Origin of the sequence: Undibacterium sp. WLX3042 (genome assembly GCF_049544825.1) — a bacterium.
Taxonomy (GTDB): domain Bacteria; phylum Pseudomonadota; class Gammaproteobacteria; order Burkholderiales; family Burkholderiaceae_D; genus Undibacterium.
This window is the reverse complement of sequence record NZ_CP186698.1, coordinates 1253372-1274749: the sequence shown is the minus strand read 5'-3', so window position 1 is coordinate 1274749 and position 21378 is coordinate 1253372. Positions and strand designations below refer to the sequence as shown.

At 51.6% G+C, this 21378-nt stretch carries 15 protein-coding genes; 6 read left to right on the top strand and 9 right to left on the bottom strand.

Annotated features, from left to right (window positions below; genetic code table 11):
• Nucleotides 1–73: 73 nt before the first annotated feature.
• A complete protein-coding gene (locus tag ACPAOP_RS05715) occupies nucleotides 74–496 on the bottom strand; it encodes an ANTAR domain-containing response regulator (protein ID WP_423709616.1) in 423 nt (140 codons plus the stop codon).
• 151 nt (nucleotides 497–647) lie between these two features.
• Nucleotides 648–3137, bottom strand: coding sequence for a prolyl oligopeptidase family serine peptidase (locus ACPAOP_RS05710; RefSeq protein ID WP_423709615.1), 2490 nt, complete (start codon nucleotides 3135–3137; stop codon nucleotides 648–650).
• Nucleotides 3138–3474: 337 nt separating this feature from the next.
• On the opposite strand from ACPAOP_RS05710, the gene ACPAOP_RS05705 reads away from it, so the two are divergent.
• The gene (locus ACPAOP_RS05705) at nucleotides 3475–5013 is read left to right on the top strand and encodes a peptide MFS transporter (RefSeq protein ID WP_423709614.1); all 1539 of its coding nucleotides are present in this window, start codon (nucleotides 3475–3477) and stop codon (nucleotides 5011–5013) included.
• A gap of 94 nt (nucleotides 5014–5107) precedes the next feature.
• On the opposite strand, the gene ACPAOP_RS05700 is transcribed toward ACPAOP_RS05705, so the two are convergent.
• The 4 genes from ACPAOP_RS05700 to ACPAOP_RS05685 all read right to left on the bottom strand — a co-directional run bounded on the left by ACPAOP_RS05700 (nucleotide 5108) and on the right by ACPAOP_RS05685 (nucleotide 9341).
• Nucleotides 5108–6286, bottom strand: a complete 1179-nt coding sequence (locus ACPAOP_RS05700) for an acetyl-CoA C-acetyltransferase (RefSeq protein WP_423679177.1) — start codon at nucleotides 6284–6286, stop codon at nucleotides 5108–5110.
• A gap of 191 nt (nucleotides 6287–6477) precedes the next feature.
• A complete protein-coding gene (locus ACPAOP_RS05695) occupies nucleotides 6478–7038 on the bottom strand; it encodes a phasin family protein (RefSeq protein WP_423679176.1) in 561 nt (186 codons plus the stop codon).
• 206 nt (nucleotides 7039–7244) lie between these two features.
• Complete coding sequence (locus ACPAOP_RS05690; protein ID WP_423709613.1) at nucleotides 7245–7748, bottom strand: methylated-DNA--[protein]-cysteine S-methyltransferase; 504 nt, start codon at nucleotides 7746–7748, stop codon at nucleotides 7245–7247.
• Nucleotides 7749–7757: 9 nt separating this feature from the next.
• Nucleotides 7758–9341 carry an AlkA N-terminal domain-containing protein gene (locus ACPAOP_RS05685; protein ID WP_423709612.1) on the bottom strand — a complete coding sequence of 528 codons (1584 nt, stop codon included), beginning with the start codon at nucleotides 9339–9341 and terminating at the stop codon, nucleotides 7758–7760.
• A gap of 209 nt (nucleotides 9342–9550) precedes the next feature.
• On the opposite strand from ACPAOP_RS05685, the gene ACPAOP_RS05680 reads away from it, so the two are divergent.
• Together ACPAOP_RS05680 and ACPAOP_RS05675 are read left to right on the top strand one after the other, a co-directional pair.
• The gene (locus ACPAOP_RS05680; RefSeq protein ID WP_423709611.1) at nucleotides 9551–10762 is read left to right on the top strand and encodes an MFS transporter; all 1212 of its coding nucleotides are present in this window, start codon (nucleotides 9551–9553) and stop codon (nucleotides 10760–10762) included.
• Nucleotides 10763–11037: 275 nt separating this feature from the next.
• Nucleotides 11038–13191, top strand: a complete 2154-nt coding sequence (locus ACPAOP_RS05675; RefSeq protein WP_423709610.1) for a M3 family metallopeptidase — start codon at nucleotides 11038–11040, stop codon at nucleotides 13189–13191.
• 90 nt (nucleotides 13192–13281) lie between these two features.
• Here ACPAOP_RS05675 and ACPAOP_RS05670 read toward each other — a convergent pair whose 3' ends face one another.
• Together ACPAOP_RS05670 and ACPAOP_RS05665 are read right to left on the bottom strand one after the other, a co-directional pair.
• Nucleotides 13282–13629 carry an energy transducer TonB gene (locus ACPAOP_RS05670; RefSeq protein ID WP_423709609.1) on the bottom strand — a complete coding sequence of 116 codons (348 nt, stop codon included), beginning with the start codon at nucleotides 13627–13629 and terminating at the stop codon, nucleotides 13282–13284.
• Between the two features lie 86 nt (nucleotides 13630–13715).
• Complete coding sequence (locus ACPAOP_RS05665) at nucleotides 13716–15485, bottom strand: methyl-accepting chemotaxis protein (protein ID WP_423679169.1); 1770 nt, start codon at nucleotides 15483–15485, stop codon at nucleotides 13716–13718.
• Nucleotides 15486–15960: 475 nt separating this feature from the next.
• On the opposite strand from ACPAOP_RS05665, the gene xdhA reads away from it, so the two are divergent.
• The 3 genes from xdhA (at nucleotide 15961) to guaD (ending at nucleotide 21180) form a co-directional block, all read left to right on the top strand.
• A complete protein-coding gene (gene xdhA / locus ACPAOP_RS05660; protein ID WP_423679168.1) occupies nucleotides 15961–17454 on the top strand; it encodes a xanthine dehydrogenase small subunit in 1494 nt (497 codons plus the stop codon).
• Complete coding sequence (gene xdhB / locus ACPAOP_RS05655) at nucleotides 17451–19766, top strand: xanthine dehydrogenase molybdopterin binding subunit (protein ID WP_423679167.1); 2316 nt, start codon at nucleotides 17451–17453, stop codon at nucleotides 19764–19766. The genes xdhA and xdhB overlap by 4 nt, the downstream gene beginning before the upstream one ends.
• A gap of 109 nt (nucleotides 19767–19875) precedes the next feature.
• Nucleotides 19876–21180 (top strand): guanine deaminase, encoded by a 1305-nt coding sequence (gene guaD / locus ACPAOP_RS05650; protein ID WP_423709608.1) that lies wholly within the window; start codon nucleotides 19876–19878, stop codon nucleotides 21178–21180.
• A gap of 3 nt (nucleotides 21181–21183) precedes the next feature.
• Here the strand turns inward: guaD and ACPAOP_RS05645 are convergent, their stop codons facing one another.
• Nucleotides 21184–21372 (bottom strand): hypothetical protein, encoded by a 189-nt coding sequence (locus ACPAOP_RS05645; RefSeq protein ID WP_423709607.1) that lies wholly within the window; start codon nucleotides 21370–21372, stop codon nucleotides 21184–21186.
• Nucleotides 21373–21378 lie beyond the last annotated feature (6 nt).

Here is a 21378-nt window from a genome sequence, read left to right as displayed (position 1 = left end):
CATGAGATTGCGCGGGTATGCGACGAATGCGGATCAGGGCGGATAAAACAGGCGTCGTGCCGGATGAAACGATTCAGGCAGATTCAGTGTCACCGCTGCTGGCGGCTTCGGCATTCGCGCGCTGTTGCTTGGCGATGCGCAGGATGGTGTTACGAATAGAAGTCAGAACGGCGACAGAGTTGAAAGGTTTCACAATAAAACCATGCACACCGCGCTGCTGCGCATCCTGAATCATCCCAGCATTAATTCCGGACGACACCATAAACAACAACGACTTCGGCAACTCGGTGCGTAACTGAGTGATGATGGCCCAGCCGGCTTCATTGGCCTCGCCGATATCAATGCAGACAATCTGCGGCCTGAGCCGGATCACGCGCGCCAGGCTGGCTGGCGCGAGATTGGCATCCGCGACCACTTCATGACCGCCGTTACTCAGCACGGAAGTCAGTAAATTGCGGGCGATCGCATTCGCGTCCAGAATAACGGCTTTAAGCATAGAAAACCTGACAAGATAAAAGCAATTTGCATCTTAATGCAAAACTTTAATGTAAAACATTAAGTAAGAGGAAAAAGGCGGAAAAAGCCACATCCGGCGATGCGGGTGCCGTGCAATCCACGCATCATCAGGCACCCTCTTTCGCAGATATTCAGTCCTTCTCTCCGGCTTCGCCTTTCGCATTTTTAACATAGGTTTCCAGCCAGCGATCCTGTTCCCACAACATGTGCAGCACGGATTCCCGCGCACGATAACTATGACTTTCATTCGGCAGCATTACCAGACGCGTGACCGCGCCCAGACCTTGCAACGCCTGATACATGCGCTCACTTTGGATAGGGAAAGTGCCGGGGTTGTTGTCTTGTTCACCGTGAATAAAGAGTATCGGGTCTTTGATCTGGTTAGCAAAATTAAACGGTGACATTTCCTGATACGTCTTGCGCGCCTGCCAGAAATTGCGCTCTTCTGACTGAAAACCAAACGGCGTCAGTGTACGGTTGTAAGCGCCAGAACGTGCAATGCCGGCGCGGAACAAGCGCGTGTGCGTCAGCAGATTGGCGGTCATGAACGCGCCGTAACTGTGGCCACCGATCGCGATACGATTGCGGTCGGCGACACCAAGCCGCACAACTTCGTCAACTGCTGCTTCGGCACTCATTTTGAGTTGTTCAAGATAAGTATCATTCGGCTCTTTCTTGCCTTCGCCGATAATCGGCATCGTCGGGCCATCCAGCACGGTATAACCACGTGCCAGCATCACTTGCGGACCGTTATAGGAAATCCGGTTGAATTTATACGGCGAACCGTTCACCTGACCTGCGGCCTCCGCCGTTTTAAATTCACGCGGATAGGCCCACATAATCATGGGGCGCGGACCATCGCGTTTCGGGTCGTAGCCCGGCGGCAGATACAGGGTCGCGGTCAGATCGACACCATCTTCACGTTCATAACGGAGCTGCTGTTTTTTAACGCCTTTGAGTTGCGGCAATGGATGCGGGAACTGCGTCAGCGCCCGCGCTGCGTCATTATGTGCCAGATCACGCACGAAATAATTTGGCCTTTCCTCGTTCGATTCGCGGCTGGTGACGATGCTGGTGCCTTTGTCATTCAACAAGCCAAGCACTTCTTCGTAATACGGTGCATGCGAACGGAACATGCGCACCGCTTGCTTGCTGTTGAGATCAAACCGGTCCAGAAACGGACGGTCACCTTCAGAACTGGCACCATTGCCAATCAGGAAAATCGACTTGCCGTCCGGTGCCAGCCTCAGCACCGCGCGGCCGTACTGATTTTGCGTCATCACTGGCTGCCCCGGATGGGCGTACTGGTCTTCTGATTTACGCGCAAACAAGAGTTCCGGTTTGCTGTCGGCGACGCCGGGACGTATGCGCCACATGCGGGTATCACGGGTTTTCCACCAGCTTTCTGTCACCAGCGCCAGCCCGTCATTACCCCATTGAATATTATTAAAGCGCCACGCCAGATCCATCAGTTTTTGTGGCGGCGCGTCAAACGGTGCCGCCTGCTGCATCAGAACATCATGCACTTTAACTGGCGCATCTGGATCACCGCCAGCCTGTGCTTCCAGCCAGTATAAGGTCGCGGGTTTGTCGTTGCGCCAGGCAAAATCACGCGGCCCGGCCTGTACCGCATCATTCCCGGTCGGCAGGCGCTCCCGCATAGGACGTTCTGCGATGGTTTTTACTTTCCTGCCATTCTCATCCCACAATTCGATCAGCTGCGGAAAACGATCTACTGGCAGCATCGTTGAATAAGGGCGACGTAATTGTGTGGTCAGAATCAGATTACCGTCGGGCGACGCCTGCGCTTTGGTCAGCGTCATGACCGGGCCTATGCGGCGCACGTCGCCACTGACACTGACAAATGCCAGTTGTGTTTGCAGTTGCCAGTCCAGCATATCGGCGTCTGCCGGTGTTTTCAGCATGTCAGGATAAGTACGGTTCTGCGTCAGCTTACCGCCTTTGCTCTCCAGTGTATTCGGTCCCAATGGTTTTTGCATGAGGTTTGGTGCCGGCTTCTGACGAAGTGGCAGCAAACGTACCAGCAATTGTTCAGAGCCATTACTCCACGCAAATCCGGCACTGGCGACGGCGTTCAGCTTCTCATCAATCAGTCTTTGTGCATGTGCTTTCTTCACATCCAGCAGCCATAGTTCCACGCCGTCATCGGTCCAGCGACTGAACGCCAACCATTTTTCATCCGGTGACCAGAGAGTGTCAGCGATCCGTGGCTTTGCCGGTAAGCCGCTGACTTCACGGATTTTGCCGCTCGCAACATCGAGCAGACTCAGGCTGTTACCGAAATCAAAATGACTCGCAGCACGGGTGCGCGGATTAATACGCAAGCCTGCCAGCCTGAGTTCCGGCTGCGCGACTTCGGCAATGCTAGGTAAGCCTGGCAAACTGACCAGCAATGCAGTTTTACGCTGTGGTCCGAGTTTAAAAACCGGCCCGCGCGGTGCGTCAACAATGGCCTGTAATTCCGGCGGAGGTAAACGGTAACTCCCCTCGGTACCATGCCCGTTGGTCGTCGTTGTGACCGCGCTGACATGGGGAGCGAACAACAGTGCTGCGACAGCGACCAGCAGCGAAGGGATAAAGCGTTGAGAAGACAGAAGCATGATGATATTCATTATTCAATTAAACACTGCACCAAAACGAGCAGTTTTACCCAAGTTCGCATCAGGATCGCACAAAATCGTTACCAGGCAAACCTGTGATACGGAAAACAAGCGATCCCGGAACGTCCCTGCATGATGCGACGAAAGCCTTGTCCATCCTCATTTACATGCGATGGCACAACATTTGCTGCGACGCACAATATGTCTTTCTATATGAGTTTTTCATCGTGGTAAGCTACGCGCCGAATTGATTCAATTCAAATCATTCTGGCATAAGCTTTGAAAATATATTTGCTGGTGAATCAGCATCCAATTAAAACCAACAACGGAGAGCAATTTGGACAAAATTCAAAATCCCGGGGCGAACACTATCTTGGGACACCCCGATAGCTTATTTGTTTTGTTTTTCACAGAAATGTGGGAACGATTTTCTTATTATGGCATGCGCGCATTGCTGGTCTTGTTTCTGGTCACAGAAACGGCCAAAGGCGGCTGGGGCTGGACCCGCGCAGACGCCGCCAATCTGTATGGCTGGTACACCGGTCTCGTCTATCTGACACCAATCATCGGTGGCTATATTGCCGATAAATTCCTCGGCAGCCGTCGTGCTGTCGTACTCGGCGGATTCATCATCGCCGCCGGTCATGCGTCATTACTGTTTGATACGCCAGCTATGTTCTACGTTGGTCTGTCACTGATCGTTGCCGGTACCGGGATGTTCAAGCCGAATATTTCTGCGATTGTCGGCCAGTTGTACACCAAAGATAACGAACACTTGCGCGATTCCGGCTATACCTTGTTTTATATGGGTGTCAATTCCGGCGCGTTTTTCGGTATTTTGCTGTGCGGTTATATTGGTGAAAAAATCTCCTGGTCTTATGGTTTTGGACTCGCCGGTATTTTCATGCTGTTAGGCGCGATCCAGTTTTATCTGGGACAAGGCATTTTCGGCAACATCGGTTTATCGAAAGACCAAAGAGCGGCGACCAATACTGTTGAAGTCGTCGTCGAAGAACCAGCGGCCAACATCGTCGCTGACCGCATTAAAGCAATTGCCGTTTTCTCTTTCTTCACAATTTTCTTCTGGTTCGCATTTGAACAGGCCGGTGGTTCAATGACGATCTTCGCGGCCGATTACACCGACCGTAATTTGGTGGGAACCGCAGGTACTACCTTTAAAATTATCAACAGCCTGATGACGGTGATTCCGACCATGATTCTCAGCTGGTTGCTGGTGAAGCTGTTCGCCGGTACCGCTAAGAACTATCTGGTATCTAATCTGTTGTTAGTCGTCTGTCTGGGAACGATCTGGGCATTAGTCCTGTGGATGCTGCAACGTGAATTTGCGCTGGATCAGTCCAGCGTTCCTGCTACCTGGTTTGGTGTGCTGAACTCGTTTTTCCTGGTGATTCTGGCACCGATGTTTTCCAAAATGTGGGACAAATACTGGGATCCTAGCGGCCCGGTTAAATTCGGTACGGGTCTGGTTCTGCTTGGTATCGGATTTGCGGCGCTGGCCTATGGCTCGTCCACTATTCCGGCCGGTGCGAAGACTGCCTCGATCAGCATGGTTTATCTGATTCTGGCGTACTTCTTCCATACCATGGGTGAGCTTTGCCTGTCTCCGGTCGGCTTGTCTTACATCAGTAAGCTCGCACCGCCGCGTTTGCTTGGTCTGATGTTCGGTTTGTGGTTCCTGAATACCGCCATTGCGAATAAACTGGCTGGTCTGACGGGTAGTTATATTGACGAAATTTCGAACACGTATTCGATGTCGACTTTCTTCCTGATCTTCACCATCATCCCGATTTCTGCCGGCGTTGTTCTGATGCTGATGAATAAATGGATGGCAAAGAAAATGCACGGTATCCACTAATCAGGAATATCCGACCCAACAAAAATCCCCGCCAAAAGCGGGGATTTTTTTAACTATTTCCGACAAATCCTAGCGGGATTCTCCCTCAGATTTATTAAGAACGTTCGATCGCCAGAGCCACGCCCATACCGCCACCGATACACAAACTCGCCAGACCTTTTTTAGCATCGCGGCGTATCATTTCATGAATCAGGCTGACCAGAATACGGCAACCAGAGGCTCCGATAGGATGGCCAATCGCAATCGCACCGCCATTGACGTTGATCTTGCTGGTGTCCCAGCCCATTTCTTTATTCACGCCTATGGCCTGCGCAGCAAATGCTTCGTTGATCTCCATTAAATCAAGATCGGCATGTGTCCAGCCGGCTTTTTTCAGGCACAGTTGCGCTGCAGGCACGGGGCCCATACCCATGATAGTCGGGTCAACACCTGCCGACGAATATGCTTTGATTCGCGCCAGCACCGGTAATCCCAGCTCTTCTGCTTTCTTTGCCGACATCATGATCACTGCGGCAGCACCATCGTTCAGGCCGGATGCATTACCTGCGGTGACGGTACCGTTTTTGTCGAAGGCCGGGCGCAATGCTGACAAGGATTCCAGGGTTGCGCCATGTTTGATGAATTCGTCGGTATCAAAGACGACCGTGCCTTTTTTCGACACGATTTCGACCGGTATGATTTCATCTTTGAACTTGCCGGCTTTTTGTGCCGCTTCCGCTTTGTTTTGTGAGGCAAGCGCGAATACGTCCTGCTCTTCACGACTGATAGTGTATTTCTTCGCGACGTTTTCAGCGGTGATACCCATGTGGTATTGGTTATAGACATCCCACAAACCGTCCACGATCATGGTGTCAACCAGTTTCGTGTCGCCCATACGGAAACCATCGCGCGAGCCATTCAGCACGTGTGGCGAAGCACTCATATTTTCCTGACCGCCAGCGATAATAATGTCAGCATCACCAACTTTAATCGCCTGCGCCGCCAGATGCGTTGCTTTCAAACCGCTGCCGCAAACTTTATTGATCGTCATCGCTGGCACCATCACAGGCAAACCCGCTTTGATGACGGCCTGACGTGCTGCATTCTGCCCTACACCGGCAGTCAGCACCTGACCTAGCAGAACTTCGCTGATCTGGTCGCCGCTCAGACCCGTTTTGGCGAGCAGGCCTTTAATCACAATCGCACCCAATTCGGCGGCCGGGATTTTAGCCAGGGAACCACCGAATTTACCAACTGCTGTACGGCCAGCAGCAACAATGACGACGTCTTGCATGTTATATCTCCTGTTTTTAAAAATGGTATATCAGATAAAAATGCCTATTCCGGCTGATCCGGCAGCATCTGGCTCACATCAGCTCATCTTGCGATCTGCTTTCTGCGTAAATTTTGTGCAAAAAAAAGCTCCCGTTGAAAGGGAGCTTTTTGATTCAGGCGAAGTTTATTCCGAACTTATCCTCGTGTTACTTATTTTTTCTTTGGCGTTACTTTTTCGGCAGCTTGGGTGAACTGTTGTGTCGCTTTTGCCAGATTTTCTTCCAGCGTTTCTACTGCCTGCTTTGTTGTTTTAGACAATTGCTCGTAACCTGCGTTGATGTTACCAACCATCGATTTCAATGCAGTCACCGCTTGTTCGGAACCAGCTGGTGCGTTTTTAGTTACTTCGTCGATCAGGGAAATGACTTTAGTGTTTGTTTCAGCAATATGTGCTTCGACTGCTTTCGTGAACTCTTGCTGAGTCGCAGAAGTAATGCTGGCCAGGTGACGACCATAAGCCAGTGCTTTTTCTGCGGTTGGCTGTGCCTGTGCGCTAGTCAGCGTGAAAAATTCCTGTGGATCTTTGGCACTCAGCAATTGCTTGGCAGTCGCAGTACCTTCTTCGATACTGGCTTTTGCAGCATTGACGTTCAGGGCAAACAATTGCTCCAGACCTTCAAACGCTTTTTTGTTCAGTGCAGTCAGAGAAGCAAATTGTGCTTCGAGATTGGCTTTAGTTGCAGCAATAAATTGTTCTGGTGATGTAGACATGGCATTCTCCGTCAAAGGGGATTAATAATCGGCAGCGCCTTCCACAAATTCTTTAAATGGTGCACCGCAACAAGTTCGATTGTACACCCCAGAATTCCTACGTCAAGCTTTTTTTGTGCAATGCAACAAAATGATGTAAATCATATCATCCTAAAAATGGAATATCCAGTATCCATGCGGCTTTCCAGACTTTTTCCGGCTAAAGCTCATATAGATAGCGGACTTGAATACAGCGGCAGACCTGCCTCAAATTGCAGCAAGGCCTGCTTATTTTTTAAGCCACCGGCATAGCCAGTCAGCGCACCGTTCGTTGCGATCACCCGGTGACAAGGAACAATGATTGACAAGGGATTGCGTCCGTTGGCTGCGCCAACCGCCCTGACCGCCGAAGACTTGCCGATACTGGCGGCAAGGTCACCATAACTGCAGGTCTGCCCGAAAGGTATCTGCTGCAATGCCCGCCATACGCTTTGCTGAAACGGCGTGCCCGACGATATGTCGAGCGGAAGGTCGAAATGCTGACGCTGACCGGCAAAGTATTCGTGCAGTTGTTGTGTCGCCAGTTGTAACACCGGATGCTCCGGTGCGGCTTGCCATCCCTGTATGCCTTTGAAATGGCGGTGCTGTTCAAAGTAAACGCCGCTCAATCCCGTGTCACTCGCGGCCAGACAAAGCACGCCGAGCGGGCTGTTGAATTCTGTATATTTCATCGCTACACCTTATTTTTCTGTCGCTTTGCTTGCTGCATTGCGCTCACTAAGGCTGTCCGCCGTGTTAAGCGACTGCCACAGCAGCATCGCAGCATAGGCGCGCCAGGGTGACCACGCTTGTGCCTGCAACAGCAACTGTTTCTCTGTCCAGCGCGTCTGTGGGGCCGACACTACCTGTCCTGATAATTGTGCCGCTGCCTTTTGCAAACCGAGATCACCGGCAGGAAAAGCATCGGGAAAACGCAGCGCACGCATTGCGATATATTGTGCCGTCCATTCACCGATACCGCGTACGCTTTTCATGTTGTCCAGCATCGTCGCCTGAGTGCTATCCGGCAAGCGTTCAAAACCGCCATCCAGTGCAAAGCGGGCGACATTCTGCAAGGTTTGGGCACGCGTTGCTGGAATTCCTATGCCTGCCAATTCATTGACGGGCAGCCCGATAATCGTTTCAGGTGTCGGAAAATGACGCGTAATCGTCGCCAACGGCGTTTCCACCGGATCACCAAAGCGCTGCACCAGACGGCCAGCAACGGTGGTTGCGCCAGCGACGCTGACCTGTTGCCCCAGCACCGCACGGATCGCCAGTTCAAAGCTGTCAAAAGCACCCGGCACACGCAAACCCGGTGTTGCCTGAATCTGCGCAGCCAGCAAAGCATCTTGCTGCAAGTGGCTTTGAATAAATGCGGGATTCGCTTCCAGATCGAATTGCTGCCGTACACGTGCCAGCACCGTCATCAATACCGGCGTCAGTTGCGGCGCGAGTTGCAGCAATAACTGGTTTTTCTGCGGTAAATGACTGACTTTCAACCAGCCTGAGATACCCTGTATGCGCACGCTGCGCACATAGGCGGCCTGATCACCGTCCTGACCTTCCTGAATCACGGCTTCCAGCCCTGGCATCGCACGTCCACGTAAATAGCTGATGACTGCATCCCACGCATACGGCGGACGATACGCGAGGCGCAAAGAAATAGTTTCGCCACGCCCATCTGCCGTACGTCGCACCGAGCCGGGTGCCATCTGATAACGCTGCAAAAACAGCGCATTGAAACGACGGACGCTGCCAAAACCAGCGGCAAACGCGATTTCTGTCATAGACAGGCTGGTTTCCTGCAGCAATTTTTTGGCAAATAACAACCGCTGGGTTTGCGCGAGTTCGACCGGGCTGGCACCGAATTCCTGCAATAACACGCGCCTGAGCTGGCGGGACGACAAACCTATCTGTTGCGAGAAAACTTCGACACTCATTGCATTCAAAGCGCCGTCAGCAATTTTTTTCCAGATCGCATGCGCGAGATTCTGTTGTATCGCATACGGAGCCAGCTCGGGACGACAACGCAGACACGGTCGATAGCCCGCCGCTTCTGCTGCTGCCGCGGTCGAAAAAAACTCGCAGGAACTTTCACGCGGTGTTCTGACCGCGCAAACCGGGCGGCAATATATTCCTGTTGTTTTTACGCCGGTAAAAAAGACGCCGTCAAAGCGGCTGTCTTTTGCGGCGAGCGCACGATAGTACTGATGTGCCTCGTGCGTCAGCCTGCCGTGCGGGATCTCTGTTGTATTCATCGTGATGTCGTTATCGGTACGCATGTGCCCTTTATACGCGTTGATCAGTACCGGATCTGGCCATTTCCGGACATGTGTATTATTGACCGGGAAGCCGGATAATCACAGTACCGGCTGACCCCGCGCCATGCTCAGCGCAGGCGTCATGGTAAAACCGGCAGTCCACATACTTTCGGCGTTTCCACTACACTAGCGCGTTCACCTTATAAATATATGTGCAGAAAGCATAAGCCATGACTGTCAAGCAATCTCCCGATCTGAAAACCGTCCTCATCGCCAGCGGCTTTGTACTGACGCTAGCCATGGGCGTGCGTCATGGCTTTGGTTTCTGGTTACAGCCCATTTCACAAGCGCACGGCTGGACCCGCGAAACCTATTCGATGGCGATGGCAATCCAGAATCTGTTGTGGGGTTTATTCGGGCCATTCGCCGGTATGGCAGTCGACAAATTTGGCACAGCCCGCGTCGTGATCTTCGGCGCACTGATGTATGCGGCGGGTTTGTTGTGGATGGCAACGGTGAGTCATCCGTTGCTGTTTGTCATCGGTTCCGGTGTTTTATTAGGAGGGGCGCTCGCCTGTACCGCTTTTGGTGCTGTCAGCAGCATAATCGGGCGCACGGCACCCGCGCATAAGCGTTCATGGGCATTCGGCATTTCATCCGCAGCGAGTTCGTTTGGTCAGTTTGTGATGATGCCGGTTGAGCAGCAACTCATTACTCACAGCGGCTGGCAGACTGCGTTTTATCTGCTGGCTGGCTTACTGATCGCCGTCATGCTGCCGATGGCGTGGAAACTGCGCGAACCAGCGATTGATCACAGTCATGGCCCGCAGCAAAGTATCAAAGAGGCCATCCACGAAGCGTTCTCTCATAAGCCATTCTTGTTTTTAGTCGCAGGTTATTTTGTCTGCGGTTTTCAGGTGGTTTTCATAGGCGTGCATATGCCAGCCTATCTGAAGGACAAAGGCATACTCGACCCTAACGTGGCTGTGTCGGCGCTTGCCCTCATAGGCTTGTTCAATATTTTCGGTTCCTATTACGCCGGCAAGCTCGGTGGCATGTTCCAGAAACGCTACCTGCTGTCATCGATCTATCTGTCGCGCACAATCGTGATCAGCCTGTTTCTGCTGGCGCCACTGTCGTCCTACTCGGTATACATATTCGCCGCCGGCATGGGCTTGCTATGGTTATCGACAGTACCGCTGACCAATGGCGTGATCGCCAGCATCTTCGGATTGAAATATCTTTCTATGTTGTCCGGCTTTGTCTTTTTCTCGCATCAGGTCGGCAGTTTTATGGGAGTCTGGCTCGGTGGCTACATCTATACGATGATGGGTAATTACAACCTCGTCTGGGGCATTACGCTGGGGCTCGGTATATTTGCCGCACTCATCAACCTGCCGGTAAATGAAAGCCCGGTTGAACGTCAGACGGCAACGGCATAACGATAATGAAACTGCGCCAGACATTGTTGAAACTGTCTCTGCTCCTGTTGCTGCTACTCGTGTTGGCAGTGGCGTTTCTGGCTTATCTGCAGCCTGGGTTTGTGCTTGATCTCGCCAATCGTTTTGTGCTTTGCTGACTCCTTGACTATTTGCTTGAGCTGATCGGCACTGCTGATCGCTTCTGCTGATCGGTTTAGATAATGTTAAGGAATTATTTTCTGTGTACGGAGTCTGATGCTATTCTTTTCAACTCCTATTTTTCAGATCTGATTCCCATGAACAAATCCATGCTCATGCTGCTGTGTTCTGCGCTGGCAATACAATCCAGCGTTGCCGCAGATAATTCCGTCACTTCAGCACCGACCAGCAAACCCCTTATGAATAAAGCGCTTGCAGCCAATCCTCTGCTGAAAGCCAGCACTCTGGCTTATGAATATCCTGCCTTCGATCAGATCAGAAACGAACACTATGCGCCAGCATTTGCAGAAGGCATGCGTTTGCACCTGGCCGAAATCAATGCGATTGCCAACAATGCTACCAAACCGACTTTTGAGAATACGGTGGTCGCACTGGAACGCGCCGGGCAGACGCTGAACCGCGTCAGCACGATCTTTTTCAATCAGATCGCCACCAACACCAACCCGACACTGGAAGCACTGTCCACCGATCTGGCACCGAAATTGTCCGCTCATCAGGACGTGATTCTGATGAATGCGAAACTGTTTAAACGCATCAACGCCATCATCAGTCAGCGCGACAAACTGAAACTAGACGCCGAATCCAATCGCCTGCTGGATCGCTACTACACCGATTTCGTGCGGGCCGGCGCTAAGTTATCCGACAGCGATAAAGCCAAACTCAAAGCGATCAATGCCCAACTGGCATCGTTAGGCACAAAATTCAGCCAGAATGTATTGAAAGAAACCAATGCATCGGCCGTCATCGTTGAACATAAAGAGCAGTTAAAAGGCTTGTCTGAAGGTGAAATCAACACCGCAGCGTCAGCAGCAAAAGCCAAAGGCCTGGATGGAAAATATCTGATTCCGTTGATGAATACCTCCGGGCAACCTTATCTGGCCAGCCTCGAAGACCGTGCTGTGCGTCAGCGTTTACATGAAGCCTCGGTCAATCGTGGCAGCCACGGTGGTGATTTCGATAACCGCGATACAGCGCTGCAATTAGCCCGTCTGCGTGCAGAGCGAGCGCAATTGCTGGGCTATCCGAATTACGCTGCCTACGGCCTCGAAGATGAAACCGCAAAGACCACCACAGCCGTTAATAAAATGCTGAGCGAGCTGGCACCGGCAGCAGTCGCCAATGCGAAAAATGAAGCAGCTGAATTGCAAAAAATCATCGATGCAAATCACGGCAACTTTAAGCTGGCGGCATGGGACTGGGCTTACTACACAGAGCAATTGCGTACCGCAAAATATGCGTTTGACGATACCCAGTTACGCCCGTATTTTGAACTCGACAGCGTATTGCAAAACGGCGTGTTCTTTGCCGCGCATCAGTTGTACGGCATCAGTTTTAAAGAACGTAAAGATTTGCCTGTCTATCACCCCAGCGTACGGGTTTTCGAAGTATTTGATGCCGACGGTAAATCGATGGCTTTGTTTATTGCCGATATGTACGCCCGCGACAGCAAACGTGGCGGTGCATGGATGAATTCATATGTTGATCAGTCAAGGCTGTTCAACAAAAAACCTGTGATTGCGAATCACCTGAATATCCCGCAACCACCACAAGGCGAACCCACCTTACTGACTGCGGATGAGGTGAAAACGGCGTTCCATGAGTTTGGACATGCACTGCACGGACTGTTTTCACAAGTACACTACCCACGCTTCTCCGGCACCAATGTGCCACGTGATTTTGTTGAGTATCCTTCACAAGTCAATGAGATGTGGGCAACCTGGCCTGAAGTCCTGAAAAACTACGCCAAGCATTACAAAACCGGAGAAGTGATTCCACAGGCACTGGTTGATAAAATCAGCGCCAGCAACAAGTTCAATCAAGGCTTTGCGACCACCGAATATCTGGCGGCATCTTTACTTGATCAGCGCTGGCATCAGCTGACACCGGCACAAATACCAAGCGACGCGATTGCATTTGAAAAAGCAGCTTTGCAAGAAGCCGGCGTTGATTTTGCACCGGTACCACCACGTTATCGTTCCACATATTTTTCCCACATATTCGGCGGCGGTTACTCGGCGGGCTACTACGCCTATCTGTGGAGTGAAGTACTAGATGCAGATACCGTTGAATGGTTTAAGGAAAATGGCGGCCTGACGCGGAAAAATGGCGACTGGTTCCGTCAGCAATTGCTGTCACGCGGGGGGAGTATCGATCCTATGGAGTCGTTCCGCAACTTCCGTGGACGCGATCCTAAAATTGATCCGCTGCTGTTACGTCGCGGCTTGAAATAAGTGAGATCGGTGGCGGGATCTGCGGGTCTTGCCTGACAATAAAAAAGAGGAAGACTTATGTCTTCCCCTTTTTTCAGTTTCTCGCTGAACTTATTCCAGCTTCCAGACAAAATCTGTTTTCACCCATGCCTGTTCAGGCTTACCGTCTTTAGTGCCGGGTTTGAATTTACACTGGCTTAACGCACCCAATGCGGCTTTATCCAGACTGCGGGAGCCGCTGGATTTTTCAACTTTCGAATCCACAACTTTGCCGTCCACAGACACCAGAAACCCCATGGTGACCGTGCCGCTCTCTTCATTCATCAAAGCAGCTTTCGGATACTTTGGCGGATCGCAGGACTTGTTATCCATAACAGGCGCTGTTTCAGCAGCCATTGCCGAAGACGCAGCCACACACAACATGGCTGAAATAAGGAAAGAACGTGAGGATTTCATCATGGTATTTCTTTTCATTTCTGATCAATATAAAAATGGGGTGCTTATGTCTTATTACTGCTGATTCTGCGGCTGAGTTTGCTGACTTATCAGAATTCTTCCCAGCCATCATCGCTGGCAGCAGACGCGGCGGTTGCAGACTTCTTCGGCGCAGGTTTTGCCGTCGGTAATGACTTCACCGGGCTGACTTTCGCTTTGGATTTCGCCGCTCTCATTGCCGGTTCTATGCGCTTGACAACAGGTGCTGCGGGTTTCTGTGGTGCAGACTGAAATGATAATAAGCCTTCATTTTTGTCGAGTTTGAATACACTCACCACATTCGCCAGTTCTGCCGCCTGATCCTGCAGACTTTGTGCAGCAGCGGCTGCCTGTTCGACTAAGGCTGCATTTTGCTGTGTCACGCTGTCCATTTCGATAATCGCATGATTCACACGCTCAATACCGGCACTCTGTTCCTGACTTGCCGCGGTAATTTCCGTCATGATTTCTGTCACATGTTTAACGCTGGTGACAACCTGATCGATTGTCACGCCGGCCTGCCCCACCAAGCGCGCGCCGATTTCAACTTTTTCAACGGAATTATCAATCAGCGTTTTGATTTCTTTTGCAGCAGCGGCACTGCGTTGCGCCAGATTGCGGACTTCAGCGGCCACAACCGCAAAACCACGTCCTTGCTCACCAGCACGTGCAGCCTCGACTGCAGCATTCAGCGCCAGAATATTCGTCTGGAATGCAATGCCATCGATCACGCTGATGATGTCCACAATCTTGTTCGAGGAAGCGTTAATATCCCCCATAGTCTCGACCACTTGGGCGACCACCTCGCCACCCTGACGCGCCACTTCCGAAGCAGAAGCTGCCAGCTGATTCGCTTCGCGGGCGTTATCAGCGTTCTGCTTCACGGTAGTCGTCAGTTCACGCATGGATGACGTCGTTTTTTCCAGTGAACTCGCCTGTTGCTCAGTGCGGGAAGACAGATCCAGGTTACCAGTAGCGATCTCACTGGAGGCCGTGGCGATCGTGTCGGTGCCGGAGCGCACTTGCGCCACGATATTGACCAGACTGTCACGCATGTTTTTCATTTCAAATATCAGACTGGACTGATCACCTTTTCTTACCTCTATCGGTGCACTCAGTTCACCCGCAGCAATCTGACCTGCAATCTGCGCCGCATAATCCGGTTCGCCACCGAGTTGTCTGGTCAGACTACGGCTGATAAAAAATGCCGCGGCAACGCCACCCGCTAACGCCATCAGACCCAGAATCAACATCAGGCTGGTCGCTGATTTAAAAGCAGAATTCGCTTCACTGGCGACTTCAGAATTCAGTTTATCTTCCAATACAACCAGTTCATCGAGGGTATCAAGCCAGGCTTGCTGTACCGGACGCAGTTTTTTAATCAGCGTGATGGTTGCCATTTCCTGATCATTCGCAAGACCAAGCGCCTTGGCTTTTTCTGGTAAGGAAGCAGCAGCTGTTTCGCGTTCTTTCAGTTTGTCGAACAAGGCTTTCTTTTCGCCCGAAACCGTATCGGCCGATTGTGCCAACTTGATCAGTTTGTCACTCGCCTCCGCATATTTTTTGGATTGTTCAGCGATATTTTTCAGATCCTTTTCCATATCCGCTTCGTCATTGAGCAAGGTCAGGTTACGCAAGGCGACCATACGATCATAGACAATTGCCCGCATATCGAGCGCCAGACGGGTTTCGACGTTACTGACGTTGACGATTTTTTCAAGACGCCCCTGAATTTGCGACATCCGGAAAACACCAACGATCGTCAGTGCGATCAAAAATATTAAAACCAGAGCAAATCCCAGCCCCAGGCGTTTACCAACAGTCATTTTTGATAGATTCATTTACGCCACTACTTTGAAAAAGAATTAAAACATTCAAAAGCGCCGAAAATTTCAGCAACTTATGTGCCTGTCCCCTGATTGCAAGTCCTGGTTTTGTTCAGAATCAACTTGCACTTTGTAACAATCAGGTAGGAAATATACTGCAATTTTTCCAGATGGAAACATTTTTTTACACTTTTTTTAGACTGACTTCTGGTAACGAGTGCGAAATAAATCATTGACATTTATCACTTGGCAACTAATCCTGACTGCCCTGTTTTTGTGCAAACTAATTATGCTTTTGTGAGATCCCCCCTGGCCTGAACTTTCTTTGCTATTCCCCTGTTTTTCCCCGATTCGCTGGCATAAATTCTGCTGTTGATAGTCAGCATCATCATTTCGATATAAATTTAATTTATCTGAATGCTAACCTTCACGGTACACAGCACTCTCGACTGCTGCGTGCAATTTCACAACACTTCTACACAGGATTCTCATGTCTGGGCTGATACGTTATTTTTTTCAGGGGCAAATTCGCGAGGCAGATCATGTGCCACCTACCCGTACCCTGCTCCAGCATCTGCGCGAAGACCTGCATTGCACCGGCACCAAAGAAGGCTGTGCCGAAGGTGATTGCGGTGCCTGCACCGTTGTCACCGGCGAGTTGCGGGATGGCAAAGTCGAAATGAAATCCGTGAATGCCTGTCTGCAGCTCATGCCTACGCTCGATGGCAAGGCTATTTTCACGGTGGAAGACCTGGGTGATGGAGAATCTTTACATCCGGTGCAACAGGCGATGGTCGAATGCCACGCATCACAATGCGGCTTTTGCACGCCGGGCTTTGTGATGTCCCTGTGGGACCTGTATTTGCAAAGAAGCCCGGAGTCCGCTCCACTGCAACGCAAACAGATCGATATCGCCCTTTCCGGTAATCTGTGCCGTTGTACCGGTTACCGCCCCATCATTGACGCCGCGCATCGCATGGAAGAACTCCCGCGTCAGGATTTCGATCAGGCCGGGTTGGCAGCCATACTGGCGAGCTTGGTTCGCAGTGAAACACTGGAATATATTTATCAGGGTCAACACTTTTTTGCGCCGCGAACAATATCGGAATTAGTCCGCTTGCGGGCCGCCCATCCGCAAGCATGTCTGCTCGCAGGCGGCACAGATATTGGCTTGTGGATCACCAAACAATTCCGTGAACTGGGCGATATTATTTATCTAGGACACGTTGAAGAGTTGCGCTCGGTAACTGAGAAAAATGATGTTCTGGAGATCGGTGCCGCAGTCACGCTGGACGAGGCCTATCGCGCATTGTGTGAATATTATCCGCAGGAATTAAGCGAGTTGTGGCAGCGTTTCGCGTCGTTACCGATACGCCACGCGGGAACACTGGGTGGCAATGTCGCCAATGGTTCACCGATCGGCGACTCTATGCCGTGGCTGATTGCGCTTGGTAGTCGCATCGTCCTGAAAAGCGCTGATGGCGAACGTGAGCTGGCTCTCGAAGATTTCTATCTCGGTTATCAGCATAAAGATTTAGGTCCACACGAGATTGTCGCTGCGATACGGATTCCTTTACCACGCAGCGGAAAAATTTTTCGTACTTATAAACTGGCGAAACGTTTTGATCAGGATATTTCAGCCGTTTGTGCCGCCTTTTCAGCACAGTTGCAAAACGGGATTTTGTCAGAAGTCAGAATCGCCTTCGGCGGAATGGCGGCAACGCCGAAACGGGCAACGCATGCCGAAGCCGCGCTGGAACAACAAGTCTGGAATGAAGCGACATTGCAAGCGGCGATGCTAGCGTTATCCGATGATTACGCACCGCTCAGTGACATGCGGGCATCGTCAGAGTATCGCCTGCAGACCGCACAAAATCTGTTGCGCCGCTTCTGGCTGGAAACCCGGGCAGACAGCCCGCTGCCAGCAGCCTCGCTCAATCCGTTTGCCGCAGAAGGCACAAGCTCAGCAGAGGAGTCCATATGATCAGGCAAAACGAAACACAGTGGGCAGAAGTAGGCAAATCACATCCGCATGAATCCGCATTATTGCACGTCAGTGGCAGGGCAAATTACACCGACGACATTCCGGAAACGCAAGGCACACTGCATGCAGCACTCGGCTTATCAACGCAAGCGCATGCACTGGTACGCCATATGGATCTGGATGCCGTGCGTCAGGCGCAGGGCGTAATAGCTGTGTTCACGGCGCGTGATTTCCCCGGCAGTAACCAATGCGGCCCCATCATCAAAGATGACCCGATACTGGCGGATGGTGTCGTCGAGTATGTCGGCCAACCGCTGTTCGCCGTGGTCGCCCGCAGCCATGAACTGGCGCGCCGCGCTGCTAGGCTAGCAAAAATCGATTACGAAACACTACCTGCTATCTTGCATCCACGCGCCGCGCACGATCAACAATCATATGTGCTGCCACCGATGTCTCTGACGCGTGGCGATGCACAGCATGCCATCGCTAATGCGCCAAATCGCATTAGCGGCGAATGGCAAGTCGGCGGCCAGGAACAGTTTTATCTTGAGGGTCAGATCGCCTATGCGATTCCTTTAGAAGCGAATGGCATGTACGTTGCCTGCTCGACTCAGCATCCGAGTGAAATGCAGCACGTCGTCGCACATGCGCTAGCCATTCCGTCGCACAGTGTGCAAGTCGAATGCAGACGTATGGGCGGTGGCTTCGGCGGTAAAGAATCGCAATCAGCGTTATGGGCTGGTGTTGCTGCTCTGTGCGCGTTCAGACTGCAACGACCGGTCAAGCTCCGTGCGGATCGCGACGACGATATGCTGGTCACAGGAAAACGCCACGAATTTCATTACGACTATGAAGCCGGGTACAACGACGAAGGGCTGATTCTCGGCGTCAAGGTACAAATGCTGTCACGCGCCGGCTTTTCCGCCGATCTGTCCGGGCCTGTCGCTACCCGTGCGGTCTGTCATCTGGATAACGCTTACTTTCTGTCCGATGTCGATATCCGCGCCATGTGCTGCAAAACAAATACGCAATCAAACACCGCATTTCGTGGCTTTGGCGGCCCGCAAGGGGCGATACTGATAGAACATATCATCGACGATATCGCCCTCCGTCTTGGTAAAGATGCGCTGGATGTACGGCGACTGAATTTTTACGGACGCAACGACGGCGAGGGCAGGAACGTTACTCACTATGGTCAGAAAGTCGTCGATAACGTGATACACGAGCTGGTTGCTGAATTAGAGCAAAGCAGCAGCTATCGGGCGCGCCGGGCTGAGCTCGCCAAATTCAACGCGACCAGCCCGGTACTGAAAAAAGGGTTGGCACTGACGCCACACAAATTCGGTATCGCCTTCAACGTGACGCATCTGAATCAGGCTGGTGCCCTAGTACATGTGTATCTGGATGGTTCTGTGCTGGTCAATCATGGCGGCACAGAAATGGGCCAGGGACTCAATACCAAAGTCGCACAGGTGGTGGCGCACGAAATGGGTGTGCCGCTGAGCGCCGTCAAAGTCACAGCAACCGACACCACGAAGGTCGCCAATACATCTGCCACAGCAGCATCAACCGGCACCGATCTGAACGGCAAGGCGGCGCAGGCTGCTGCACGCCAGATACGCGATCGGCTCGCCACATTTGCGGTAACCACCTTGGGCGGCGTTGCCAGCGAAGTGAGCTTCTCAGATGGCAACATCAGTTCAGGCGGCAACACGGTTTTGTTTTCTGAACTGGTACAAAAAGCCTATCTGGCGCGGGTGCAATTATGGTCTGACGGCTTTTACGCGACGCCGGATTTACATTGGGACGGCAAATCGATGAAGGGTAATCCGTTTTCATATTACTCCTACGGTGCGGCGGTGTCTGAAGTGGTCGTCGATACCCTGACGGGCGAATGGAAATTACTACGTGCCGATGTGTTATACGATGCGGGTAATTCACTCAATCCGGCGATCGACAAAGGTCAGGTAGAAGGCGCATTCATACAAGGCATGGGCTGGCTGACAACGGAAGAGCTGGTTTGGAATGCCAGCGGCAAATTAACCACGCATGCACCATCGACGTATAAGATACCGGCAATATCAGATTGCCCGGAAGATTTCCGCATCAGCCTGTTTAAGAATAAGAACGTCGCTGACAGCATACACAGATCAAAAGCCGTTGGTGAACCGCCGCTGTTATTGCCGTTTTCCGTATTCTTTGCGATACGCGATGCGATTGCCAGCGTTGCGGACCATCAGCGTCATCCCCCCTTAACTGCGCCTGCAACCAGTGAGGCAATTCTGCGCGCAGTGAATGTGATTCGCGATTAAGATACGCGCATCTAGAGTACATTTTTTCAAACAATCACCCAATATTGATGCGGCATTTCGGGCAAATTAACCCTGCGAGCCGCATCAAATCTCTGTCCGACAGAAACAGATGACTATTCATAAAATACAAGCCTACCGTGCGAGCTTGCTGCACTTTACCGATGACCCTCTGCATAATCCGGACGGAACACATTGGCATCAAGATGGCCTGCTGATCGTCAATGATGGCCGGGTACAGGCTGCGGGAGACTATCAGCAACTAAAACCGACGCTGCCTGCCGATGTCGTTATTGAACACTTTCCCGGCAAAATCATTACTCCCGGGTTCATCGATACGCATATTCATTATCCGCAAACCGACATCATTGCATCACCGGCACCAGGGCTGTTGCCCTGGCTGGAGCAATATACGTTTCCAGCGGAAAGGCAGTTTGAAAACCCTCTGCACGCTAGAGAAGTAGCCAACTTTTTTCTGGATGAATTAGTGCGTTGCGGCACTACCACCGCGATGGTGTATTGCACCGTACATCCGGAATCAGTCGATGCTTTTTTTGAAGCGAGCGCCAAACGCAATTTGCGCATGGTTGCGGGGAAAGTGTTGATGGACAGAAACTGCCCCGAGTTTTTACGCGACACCGCAGAAGGCGGTATCCGCGACAGCGAAACCCTGATCAAAAAATGGCATAAGCATGGCCGCCAGCTATATGCGATCACACCACGTTTTGCGCCAACTTCCAGCCCGGCACAAATGCAGCTTGCGGGTGAGTTAGCACGTGCCTACCCAGATACCTTTATTCAGACACACGTGGCAGAAAATCAGGATGAATGTGCATGGGCGCGCTCACTGTTTCCAGAAGCACGCAGTTATCTCGATATTTATGATCGCTACGGGCTGATGCGGGAACGTGCGATGTTTGCCCACTGTATCTGGCTCAACGATGAAGACCGCGCGCGTATGGCGGCCACCCGATCCGCAGTTGCCTTATGCCCGATATCTAATCTGTTTCTGGGCAGCGGTTTATTTGATTTCCAACACGCAGAAGCCCAAAACGTTACGCTGTCGCTGGCGACCGACGTCGGCGGCGGTACCTCATTTTCCATGCTGCAAACGATGAATGCCGCCTACAAAGTGGCGCGTATGGGTGGTACCTATCTGTCAGCGACAAGGATGTTTTATCTCGCCACCTTAGGCGGCGCACGCAGCATGCAACTCGAAACTTGTATCGGCAATTTCGTGGCCGGTGCCGAAGCAGACTTTAACGTACTCGACCCGCAAGCCACACCACTCCTGAAACGCCGTACCAGCAATTGCAATTCTTTGGAAGAATTGCTGTTTGCACTGGCGTTATTGGGAGACGACCGCAGTATTGCAGCGACTTATGCAAATGGGAAAATCGTCAGCCCAGCACAATAAACGTTACTCTTTAACCAAGCTTCTGCAGTCTGGCACGTATTTTTTGTTACGACCGAAAGCAGCCTTATTCAACTGTAATTCATGTGCATAAATCGGCATTGATTGAGCTTTCCGCATACTTTCTCGTCCTCTCTCTGCGTTCACCAAAAATTTTTTTCCATCGTTCTGATCTGAATTATTCGCGACAATCATTTCTGT

What these genes read in the sequence shown, in the direction of transcription:
- ACPAOP_RS05690 (WP_423709613.1), bottom strand. Translation starts at nt 7,748, where the DNA reads ATGAAATATACAGAATTCAACAGCCCGCTCGGCGTGCTTTGTCTGGCC.
- ACPAOP_RS05700 (WP_423679177.1), bottom strand. Translation starts at nt 6,286, where the DNA reads ATGCAAGACGTCGTCATTGTTGCTGCTGGCCGTACAGCAGTTGGTAAA.
- ACPAOP_RS05695 (WP_423679176.1), bottom strand. Translation starts at nt 7,038, where the DNA reads ATGTCTACATCACCAGAACAATTTATTGCTGCAACTAAAGCCAATCTC.
- ACPAOP_RS05665 (WP_423679169.1), bottom strand. Translation starts at nt 15,485, where the DNA reads ATGAATCTATCAAAAATGACTGTTGGTAAACGCCTGGGGCTGGGATTT.
- ACPAOP_RS05645 (WP_423709607.1), bottom strand. Translation starts at nt 21,372, where the DNA reads ATGATTGTCGCGAATAATTCAGATCAGAACGATGGAAAAAAATTTTTG.
- ACPAOP_RS05675 (WP_423709610.1), top strand. Translation starts at nt 11,038, where the DNA reads ATGAACAAATCCATGCTCATGCTGCTGTGTTCTGCGCTGGCAATACAA.
- ACPAOP_RS05685 (WP_423709612.1), bottom strand. Translation starts at nt 9,341, where the DNA reads ATGCGTACCGATAACGACATCACGATGAATACAACAGAGATCCCGCAC.
- ACPAOP_RS05680 (WP_423709611.1), top strand. Translation starts at nt 9,551, where the DNA reads ATGACTGTCAAGCAATCTCCCGATCTGAAAACCGTCCTCATCGCCAGC.
- ACPAOP_RS05710 (WP_423709615.1), bottom strand. Translation starts at nt 3,137, where the DNA reads ATGCTTCTGTCTTCTCAACGCTTTATCCCTTCGCTGCTGGTCGCTGTC.
- guaD (WP_423709608.1), top strand. Translation starts at nt 19,876, where the DNA reads ATGACTATTCATAAAATACAAGCCTACCGTGCGAGCTTGCTGCACTTT.
- xdhB (WP_423679167.1), top strand. Translation starts at nt 17,451, where the DNA reads ATGATCAGGCAAAACGAAACACAGTGGGCAGAAGTAGGCAAATCACAT.
- ACPAOP_RS05715 (WP_423709616.1), bottom strand. Translation starts at nt 496, where the DNA reads ATGCTTAAAGCCGTTATTCTGGACGCGAATGCGATCGCCCGCAATTTA.
- xdhA (WP_423679168.1), top strand. Translation starts at nt 15,961, where the DNA reads ATGTCTGGGCTGATACGTTATTTTTTTCAGGGGCAAATTCGCGAGGCA.
- ACPAOP_RS05670 (WP_423709609.1), bottom strand. Translation starts at nt 13,629, where the DNA reads ATGATGAAATCCTCACGTTCTTTCCTTATTTCAGCCATGTTGTGTGTG.